Origin of the sequence: uncultured Sphingomonas sp. (assembly GCF_913778135.1) — a bacterium.
Classification (GTDB): Bacteria; Pseudomonadota; Alphaproteobacteria; order Sphingomonadales; family Sphingomonadaceae; genus Sphingomonas.
On the sequence record NZ_CAJYVU010000003.1, the window covers coordinates 1 to 8,290 of the forward strand.

Consider the following 8,290-nt stretch of genomic DNA (forward strand, 5'->3'; position numbering starts at 1 on the left):
TCGGACGAGGGGCTGACCGACGCGGGGCTCAAGATACGCACGATGCGGCTGCCCGACCTGTTCCAGGATCAGGACAAGCCCGAGGTGCAATATGCGCAGGCCGGGCTCGACGCCGATGCGATCGTCGACACGGTGCTGAAGGCGTTGCGCTACAATGAGGTTGGCGAGGCGGGGCAGGCGGCGAGCGCCTGATCGCTCGACCGTTTCTCTCGGCATGACCGGATGGCAGAAGGTCGCGGCGCTGACCGCGCTCTACGTCGTCGGGCTGTTGTGGGTGAACTGGACGATGGTGCGTCGCGTCCGACATGCGCAAGCAGTGCGGGCGGCGTGGACCGCCGAAGAGTTCGACGCGGTGTTCGCGGACTGCGCGCCGGCTGTCGCGCCGGCCGTGCGCGCCGCGGTCGCGCCGCTCTACGGCGAGGGCGTGGTGCCGCGCCCGGAGGACACGCTCAAACGCTTCCTCAAGCTCGACAGCGGCGAGATCGAGGATTTGGCGAACGCGGTCGTCCGCGAACTCGCACCCGACGCTCCGGAGACGCGGGTGATCCCCGCGCTGCCGGACGTCGCCGCGCTGACCCGCTACGTCGACGCGCGGCTCCGCGGCTAGCCGAGCGGCAGGCGATCGTCGCGGTCGCGCGGAAGCGATAGGATCGCGCGCGCATCGCCGGGTGATCGCACTTCGCCGTGCGGTCCGCCCGCGGCGGCCAGCACGCGATCGAGTAGTTCCAGCCCCTCCGGCCAGTGTCCCAGGCCGCTCGCGGCATTGAGGTGGCCCTGCGGTCCCGCGTCGACGAAATGGCTGCCCCAATCGACCGCCAGACTGTGCGCGCGATCGAGGTCGATCCAGGGATCGTCGCCCGACGCGACCACGATCGACGGGAACGGCAGCGGCTGCTTGGGCGCGGGAGCGAAGGGTGCGAGCTCAACTGCGACATGCGCGCGATCGACATCGGCGGGGGCGACCAGCAGCGCGCCCGCGACCGGCCAGCCGTAAGGCTGCGGGCTCATCGTCGCCCACCAAGCGATCGCGATGCAGCCGAGCGAGTGCGCGACGAAGATAACGGGCGCACGCGCCGACGAGACCGCCTGATCCAGCTTGGTCACCCAGGTGTTGCGGTGGGGGCGTTCCCACATGCCGAGATCGACGCGCCTCGTGTCAGGGCGGCTCTTCTCCCACAAGCTCTGCCAGTGCGCGGAGCCGGAGCCGCCGAGACCGGGTACGGTGAGGATCGTCGGGGGCACTGCCAGGTCGGACATCGCGCGTGCCATGCGTCACCTCCTTGTTCGCCGGCTCGTCGGGAACGGCCGGCAGGGCGAGGCCGCGGCGCAGTCTAGGGGGTCGGCACCACCGCGGCCTCATCCAAAAGGTATTATCTACTAAGTCGATGGACAATCGTGCGGTGCAGCATTTCGCATGAAAAGACACACGGCTGCGACGAGACGTTTTCGCACGACATGCTGAAAACGCTGTCAGATCGAGATCGGGTCGCGGTAAGGCGCGTTGATGGCGAAACAACGTGCCGATCAGATGCTGGTGGACCGTGGCCTCGCTGAGTCGCGCGCGCGCGCGCAGGCGCTGATCATGGCGGGATTGGTATTCGTTGGCGATCGCAAGGTAGACAAGCCGGGGCAGGCGCTGGCGGAAGACGTGGTGCTCGATGTGCGCGGGCGCGACCACCCTTGGGTGTCGCGCGGTGGCGTGAAGCTGGCGCACGGACTCGATCATTTCGGCTGGAACGTGGGCGAAGCGATCGCGATCGATGTGGGATCGTCGACCGGCGGCTTCACCGACGTGCTGCTGACCCGCGGCGCGGCGCGGGTGTACGCGATCGACAGCGGCAGCAACCAGCTGGCGTGGAAGCTCAGGCAGGATCCGCGCGTGATCGTGCTTGAGCAGACCAGCGCACGCATTCTGACCGATGCGCACGTACCCGAGGCCGTCGACTTGGTCGTGTGCGACGCTAGCTTCATCGGGCTGGCCAAGGTGCTCGACGTGCCGCTCGGCTTCGTGCGGCCCGGCGGACGCGCGCTCGCGCTCATCAAGCCGCAATTCGAGGCGGGACGCGGAGAGGTGGGCAAGGGAGGTGTGGTGCGCGATCCAGCGGTTCACGCGCGCGTCTGCGATGAGGTGGCCGACTGGTTCACCGCGCGCGGCTGGATGGTGCAGGGAACCACGGAGAGCCCGATCACCGGCCCGAACGGCAACGTCGAGTTCCTGATCGCCGCCATGCTGCCTGCCGCAGCGCCGATCGATTGATCCAACCCGGAACGGGGCGCGTAATAGGTGGTTTACGCGCGCGCGCTGATCGTGCACCGCCGACGCGACCGAAAGGGGATTAAATTGGGTTCGATCGCATCCAGGGGTCAGTTGCGGATGTCGTTCGTGCGCTGGGCCGCGTTCGTGGTGCCGCTGGTGCTGCTGCTAGGCTTTCTGTCGGGGCGCAGCGTTCCGTCGGGTAACCAGAACGCCTGGTATGTCGCGCTCGCCAAGCCGGCGTTCACGCCGCCGGGGTGGGTGTTCCCGGTCGCGTGGACGCTTCTTTATATCTTGATCGGCTTCGCATTGGCGATCGCCCTGTCCGCGCGCGGCGCACCGCTGCGCGTCGTCGGCGTCGTTCTGTTTGCGGCGCAATTCATGCTCAATCTCGCTTGGACGCCGCTGTTCTTTGGCGCACACCGGATCGGCGCGGCGCTGCTGGTGATTGCGCTGATCTTCGGCTTGTCGCTGGCGACGACCTGGGTGTTCGCGCGGTTCAGACCCACGGCGGCGGCGCTGATGCTGCCATACCTCGCCTGGCTCGCGTTTGCGGGCGTCCTCAACTGGCAGATCGTTCGGTTGAACCCCAACGCCGACACGGTTGTGCCGGCGGGGGGAACGTCCCAAATACTGCGCTGACACTTAATCAACGAGAGCCACACGCGTCATGCAGACCGAAAACAAGATCTTCGGCGACCTTGCAAAACTGTTCAACGGTGCCGCCGGGACGCTGGCAGGCGTCGGGCGCGAGGCAGAAGCCGGCGCGCGTGACCGGATGCGCGAGTGGGTCGGCGGGCTCGACTTCGTCAGCCGCGACGAGTTCGAGGCGGTGAAGGCGATGGCGGCGGCGGCCCGCGACGAGAATGACGTGCTGCGCGCGCGTATCGACGCGCTGGAGGCGGCGAGCAAGCCGCAGAACGGCTGAGGCGCCACCTGCTTCCTTGTAACGTGCCCCTTTCCGTTTTTCGCGCCGATGTGCGATGACGTCGATGATGCTCGACGAAGCTGACCTGGAACCCGAACGCGAGGCACCGCTCGAGATGCTCGAGTCGTACTTCCTCGCGCACGGCTGGACGTGTGAGCGCCACGACGAGGAAATCACCGCGACGATCAAGGGCAGCTGGACCGAGTACGAACTGCGCGCGCTGTTCCGCGAGGAAGACGGCGTGCTTCAGTTTCTCGCCTTTCCTGACGTCAAGGTAACCGAGGATCGCCGCCCCGCGATCTGGGAAACGCTGGCGCTGGTCAACGAACAGCTCTGGCTCGGCCATTTCGAGCTTTGGTCGTCGAGCGGCATCCTGCTTTACCGCAATGCGACGTTGGTCGACGCGATAGACGACGAGCCGAGCCTGTCGCTGACCGCAGCCGAACTGATGATCGAGACCGCGATCGACGAGTGCGAGCGCTTCTATCCGGTGTTCCAGTTTGTATTGTGGGGCGGGAAGACACCCGCCGAGGCGATCGCCGCCGCAATGGTCGAAACACACGGCGAGGCGTAAGCGCGATGCGACTCTGGTTGATCGGCTGCGGCAACATGGCTGGCGCGATGCTGCGGCGCTGGATTGCGAGCGGCGTGGTGCGTGCGCAAGACGTTCACGTTGTCAACCGTGGCGACCGTGCTCTGCCGCAGGGAGTCGCGCAATCGCGCGACCTACCGGACGCCGACAGCCCCGATATCGTCATATTGGGGGTCAAGCCGCAGCAACTGGACGAGGTCGCCCAGCGTTTTGCCGCGCGCGTGAGCGCGGCGCCGGTGATCGTTTCGATGCTGGCGGGCGTCGATGCCGCCGCGCTCGGCAGCCGCTTTCCGGGGCCCGAGCCGGTCGTCGTCATGCCCAACCTGCCGGTCGAGATCGGGCAGGGGGTGGTCGCGATTCATGCGCCCGACGCGAGCGAGTCCGCGCGCGCGCAGGTCGACGCGCTCATGGCGCCGCTCGGGCTCGTTCGCTGGTTCGACGACGCCGCCGGGTTCGAGGCGGCCGGCGCGCTGTCGGGTACCGGGCCTGCTTTCCTGTTCCGCTTCATCGACGCGCTCGCCGCTGCCGGAGAGGCAAGGGGCCTCGCGCCCGATGATGCCGCCGCGGTCGCGAAGGTCACGGTCTCGGGTGCCGCCGCGATGGCTGCGGCAAGCGCGCGATCGCCGGCTGCGCTCGCCGACGCGGTCGCCAGTCCGGGCGGCATGACGCGGCAGGGATTGAACGTGCTCGACGCTGACACCGCGCTCAATACATTGCTGACGCGGACGCTGGAGGCGGCGATCCAGCGCGGTCGCGAGATGGCAGCCGAGCGGCGCGGCGCTTAGGTTAGCGCCGCAGCGCTTCGACCCGCGGCATTTCCTCGGGCGGGATCAGTCCTTCGAGCACTGCCCAGAACCCGGTCACCGCGTTCATGCCCGCGCGTGAATAGGCCGCAGAGAGCCGCTCGCGCAGCGCGTCGAACAATTGCGCCTCCAGCGCGGTGCCGGCTTCGGTCAGGCGCAGCAGTCGTTGGCGACGGTCGCGTTCGCCCGGGCGCGTGTCCACCATGTCGCGCTCGATCAGTTCGTTGAGCACGCGGCCGAGCGACTGTTTGGTGATGTTGAGCAGCGCGAGCAGTTCGCTGACTGGCATGTCGGGCCGGCGCGCGATGAAGTAGAGCGCGCGGTGGTGAGCGCGACCCAGACCCTGTTTCGCGAGGCCGCGGTCGATCGCGCGTGTAATATGGCTGTTCCCGAAGTAGAGCAGCTCCATGCCCCGACGCAGCTCGGGCTCCCGAAGAAACTGCGGCGACGCGATCTGGGAAGGGGCGGGCTGGGGTGGGGCAGTCATGTTGACCGGCTTTGCCATCGCCCATAACCGTCCGCAACCCGCTTTGCGGCGCATCAGACTGGAAGGACCATCGTGTTCGCGCTTGAACGTCACCCAACCCCCGTCTCGATCGAGGACCGTACAGCGCGCCTGGTGGACCCGGTATTCGGGCGCGTCTTCACCGATCACATGGCGGTGCTGCTCTACAACGAGGAGCAGGGCTGGCACGACGGGCGCATCACCGCGCGCGCGCCGCTGACGATGGATCCGGCGTCGGCCGTGCTCCACTACGCGCAGGAAATCTTCGAAGGCATGAAGGCGTACCGGCAAGAGGACGACAGCGTGTCGCTGTTCCGTCCGCGCGCCAACGCCGAGCGGTTCCGCGCCTCCGCGCGCCGCATGGCGATGCCCGAGCTGCCTGACGAGCTGTTCCTCGAATCGATCCACCAGCTGGTGAAGACCGATCGCGACTGGATCCCGACCAGTGCGGAAGCGTCGCTCTACCTGCGTCCGTTCATGATCGCGTCGGAGGTGTTCCTGGGCGTGAAGCCCGCGGCGCAGTACATCTACATGGTGCTTGCCTCATCAGTCGGCGCGTATTGGAAGGGCGGCGCGCGCGCGGTGTCGCTGTGGGTCAGCCATGATTACACGCGCGCGGGCGCGGGCGGCACCGGTGCGGCGAAGTGCGGCGGCAATTACGCCACCAGCCTCGTCGCGCAGCAGGAGGCAATCCGTCGCGGCTACGATCAGGTCGTGTTCCTCGACGCGGCCGAGCGCCGCTGGATCGAGGAACTGGGCGGCATGAACATCTTCTTCGTCTTCGACGACGGTTCGATCCAGACGCCGCCGCTGACCGGCACGATCCTGCCCGGCATCACCCGCGACTCGATCCTGACGCTCGCGCGCGACGAGGGACTGATGGTGCGCGAGGAGCCGTATTCGATCGATCAGTGGCGCAATGACGCGGCGAGTGGGCGGTTGGTCGAGAGCTTCGCCTGCGGCACCGCCGCGGTCGTGACGCCGATCGGGCGCGTCGCCGGGCCTGGCTATGAATTTACCATCGGCAGCGGATCGACGGGGCAGACGACGCAGCGCATCCTCGACACGCTGAATGCGATCCAGCGCGGTCGCGCGCCCGATCCGCACGGCTGGCGCGAGCCCGTGCGCGTCTGACCCGACCGGCGGGAACGCGCGCGCGGTTCGGTCATTTCGCCTCTGGTACCGTTCAGAGGACGTTTTGCATGATCCGCCCGCTCGCCTCGCTTGCCCTCGGCGCTGCCTTTGCCGCGGTTGCGGTATCCGCCGCGCCGCGCGTGGTCGGACCCGCCGCCACCACGTTCCACGTCGGCGCGGTGGAGATCGTGTCGCTGCGCGATGCGGTCAACGTTGTGCCGAACGACGGCAAGACTCTCGGTCTCGGCCACTCGCCGGCCGAAGTGGCGCAGGTGCTGCGCGCGCGTGGTGCGCCGACCGATCCGATCACGCTCGGCGTCGACCAGTTGCTCGTGCGGCTGCCGGGTCGGCTGGTGCTGATCGACACCGGCCTCGGGCCGAAGGTCGGCGGGACGCTGATGCAAAGCCTGTCGCAGGCCGGCGTCGCTCCCGATCAGATCACCGATGTGCTGATTACCCACGGCCACCCCGATCACGTCGGTGGGCTGGTCGACGCGAATGGCAAGCCGGCTTTTCCAAAGGCGATCGTGCACCTCTCGGCGCCCGAGTGGCAGTCGGTCCAGCAGGGGCGCGGCGCGGAGGTAGTGCCAGCCGTCAAGGCGCAGGTGAAGACCTTTGCGCCAGGCGCGGCGGTCTTGCCGGGAATCACCGCGATCGCGCTGCCCGGCCACACGCCGGGACATAGCGGCTACCGGATAACCTCGGGAAAGCAGAGCCTGGTTGTCATCGGCGATCTGGCGCACAGCGCGGTCGTGTCGCTCGCGAAGCCTGAATGGCCGATCCAGTACGATGGCGACAAGCCGCAGGGCGAGCAGACCCGGACGCGCGAACTCGCGCGGCTTGCGGCAACGCACCAGCGTATTTTCGCCGGGCACTTCCCTTATCCGGGTGTCGGCTATGTCGTCCGTTCGGGTGGAGGGTACGCCTTCCAACCCGAACGGCAATAATCCGCGCCCCGACTCAAGGGAGCGCGCACCAGGTCAGTTCATCAGCTCGACCGCCATCGCCACGGCTTCGCCGCCGCCGATGCACAGGGAGGCGAGACCGCGCTTCTCGCCACGGTTCTCCAGCGCGCCGAGCAGTGTTGCCAGGACGCGTGCGCCCGACGCACCGATCGGGTGACCCAGCGCGCACGCGCCGCCGTTGACGTTCAGCTTCTCGTGATCGAGGCCTAAGTCGCGCATCGCGATCATCGCGACGCAGGCGAACGCCTCGTTGACCTCGAACAGGTCGACCTCGTCCTTGCTCCAGCCGGCGCGCTCCAGCGCTTTGCGCATCGCCGCGACAGGGGCTGTGGTGAAGCGTGCTGGCCCATGCGCGTGCGCGGCGTGGGAGACGACGCGCGCGACCGGCTTGATCCCCAGCTTCTCCGCGACCGAAAGCCGCGTCATGACGAGCGCCGCCGCACCGTCCGAGATCGACGAAGCGTTCGCCGCCGTGATCGTGCCGTCCTTCGCGAATGCGGCCTTCAGCGTCGGGATCTTGGCAACATCACCCTTGGCGGGCTGCTCGTCGAGGCTCACGGTCGTGCTGCCCTTGCGACCGGCCACCTCGACCGCGACGATCTCGCGGTCGAACGCGCCCGACTTCTGCGCTGCCTGCGCACGCTCGAGTGACTTTATCGCGTAAGCATCCTGCGCCTCGCGGGTGAATTGATATTCCTGCGCGGTTTCCTCCGCGAACACGCCCATCGCCTTGCCGGGTTCGTAGGCGTCTTCCAGCCCGTCGAGGAACATGTGATCGAACAGGCGATCATGCCCGATGCGCGCGCCGCCGCGGTGCGCCTTCGACAGATAGGGCGCGTTGGTCATGCTCTCCATGCCGCCCGCGACCAGCAGGTCGATCGACCCGGCGCCGAGCGCCTCCGCGCCCATGATCGCGGCCTGCAGACCCGACCCGCACATTTTGTTGAGCGTCGTCGCCTCGACATGTTCGCCCAGCCCCGCGAAGATCGCGGCCTGCCGTGCCGGCGCCTGGCCGAGCCCGGCCGACAGCACGTTGCCCATGTAGATGCGCTCCACGGCTTCGGCGCTCACGCCTGCGCGCTCCACGGCTGCCTTCACCGCGGTCGCGC

At 67.9% G+C, this 8,290-nt stretch carries 12 protein-coding genes; 9 read left to right on the forward strand and 3 right to left on the reverse strand.

Going from position 1 to position 8,290, the window contains the following annotated elements; translation table 11 throughout:
* On the forward strand, positions 1-192 hold a 192-nt coding region (locus QZ847_RS00175), incomplete at its 5' end, for a hypothetical protein (RefSeq protein WP_294351963.1).
* Positions 193-214: 22 nt separating this feature from the next.
* Entirely contained in the window at positions 215-607 is a 393-nt protein-coding gene (locus tag QZ847_RS00180) for a hypothetical protein (protein ID WP_294351966.1), read from the forward strand.
* Here the strand turns inward: QZ847_RS00180 and QZ847_RS00185 are convergent.
* Positions 604-1,269, reverse strand: coding sequence for an alpha/beta hydrolase (locus tag QZ847_RS00185; RefSeq protein WP_294351968.1), 666 nt, complete (start codon positions 1,267-1,269; stop codon positions 604-606). The two genes, QZ847_RS00180 and QZ847_RS00185, sit on opposite strands and share 4 nt — an antisense overlap.
* A gap of 235 nt (positions 1,270-1,504) precedes the next feature.
* Between QZ847_RS00185 and QZ847_RS00190 the strand changes: the two genes are divergently transcribed.
* From QZ847_RS00190 to QZ847_RS00210, 5 genes are all read left to right on the forward strand, one after another.
* Positions 1,505-2,257, forward strand: coding sequence for a TlyA family RNA methyltransferase (locus QZ847_RS00190; protein ID WP_294351970.1), 753 nt, complete (start codon positions 1,505-1,507; stop codon positions 2,255-2,257).
* A 117-nt stretch (positions 2,258-2,374) separates the two neighbouring features.
* A complete protein-coding gene (locus tag QZ847_RS00195) occupies positions 2,375-2,896 on the forward strand; it encodes a TspO/MBR family protein (protein ID WP_294351971.1) in 522 nt (173 codons plus the stop codon).
* A gap of 28 nt (positions 2,897-2,924) precedes the next feature.
* Positions 2,925-3,182, forward strand: coding sequence for an accessory factor UbiK family protein (locus tag QZ847_RS00200; protein WP_294351973.1), 258 nt, complete (start codon positions 2,925-2,927; stop codon positions 3,180-3,182).
* 64 nt (positions 3,183-3,246) lie between these two features.
* Positions 3,247-3,756 (forward strand): YbjN domain-containing protein, encoded by a 510-nt coding sequence (locus QZ847_RS00205; protein ID WP_294351985.1) that lies wholly within the window; start codon positions 3,247-3,249, stop codon positions 3,754-3,756.
* Between the two features lie 5 nt (positions 3,757-3,761).
* Positions 3,762-4,559, forward strand: coding sequence for a pyrroline-5-carboxylate reductase dimerization domain-containing protein (locus QZ847_RS00210; protein ID WP_294351975.1), 798 nt, complete (start codon positions 3,762-3,764; stop codon positions 4,557-4,559).
* A 1-nt stretch (position 4,560) separates the two neighbouring features.
* Here QZ847_RS00210 and QZ847_RS00215 read toward each other — a convergent pair whose 3' ends face one another.
* Complete coding sequence (locus QZ847_RS00215) at positions 4,561-5,064, reverse strand: helix-turn-helix domain-containing protein (RefSeq protein WP_294351977.1); 504 nt, start codon at positions 5,062-5,064, stop codon at positions 4,561-4,563.
* Positions 5,065-5,136: 72 nt separating this feature from the next.
* Between QZ847_RS00215 and QZ847_RS00220 the strand changes: the two genes are divergently transcribed.
* Positions 5,137-6,216: a branched-chain amino acid aminotransferase gene (locus tag QZ847_RS00220; RefSeq protein ID WP_294351979.1), complete on the forward strand. Its 1,080-nt coding sequence runs from the start codon at positions 5,137-5,139 to the stop codon at positions 6,214-6,216.
* Positions 6,217-6,284: 68 nt separating this feature from the next.
* Complete coding sequence (locus tag QZ847_RS00225) at positions 6,285-7,163, forward strand: MBL fold metallo-hydrolase (RefSeq protein ID WP_294351981.1); 879 nt, start codon at positions 6,285-6,287, stop codon at positions 7,161-7,163.
* A 33-nt stretch (positions 7,164-7,196) separates the two neighbouring features.
* On the opposite strand, the gene QZ847_RS00230 is transcribed toward QZ847_RS00225, so the two are convergent.
* The coding region (locus tag QZ847_RS00230) for an acetyl-CoA C-acyltransferase (protein WP_294351983.1) at positions 7,197-8,290 on the reverse strand (1,094 nt) is incomplete at its 5' end.

Coding starts and splice junctions, on each gene's coding strand:
- QZ847_RS00195 (WP_294351971.1), top strand. CDS start 2,375: ATGTCGTTCGTGCGCTGGGCCGCGTTCGTGGTGCCGCTGGTGCTGCTG.
- QZ847_RS00210 (WP_294351975.1), top strand. CDS start 3,762: ATGCGACTCTGGTTGATCGGCTGCGGCAACATGGCTGGCGCGATGCTG.
- QZ847_RS00215 (WP_294351977.1), bottom strand. CDS start 5,064: ATGACTGCCCCACCCCAGCCCGCCCCTTCCCAGATCGCGTCGCCGCAG.
- QZ847_RS00200 (WP_294351973.1), top strand. CDS start 2,925: ATGCAGACCGAAAACAAGATCTTCGGCGACCTTGCAAAACTGTTCAAC.
- QZ847_RS00185 (WP_294351968.1), bottom strand. CDS start 1,269: ATGGCACGCGCGATGTCCGACCTGGCAGTGCCCCCGACGATCCTCACC.
- QZ847_RS00180 (WP_294351966.1), top strand. CDS start 215: ATGACCGGATGGCAGAAGGTCGCGGCGCTGACCGCGCTCTACGTCGTC.
- QZ847_RS00205 (WP_294351985.1), top strand. CDS start 3,247: ATGATGCTCGACGAAGCTGACCTGGAACCCGAACGCGAGGCACCGCTC.
- QZ847_RS00225 (WP_294351981.1), top strand. CDS start 6,285: ATGATCCGCCCGCTCGCCTCGCTTGCCCTCGGCGCTGCCTTTGCCGCG.
- QZ847_RS00190 (WP_294351970.1), top strand. CDS start 1,505: ATGGCGAAACAACGTGCCGATCAGATGCTGGTGGACCGTGGCCTCGCT.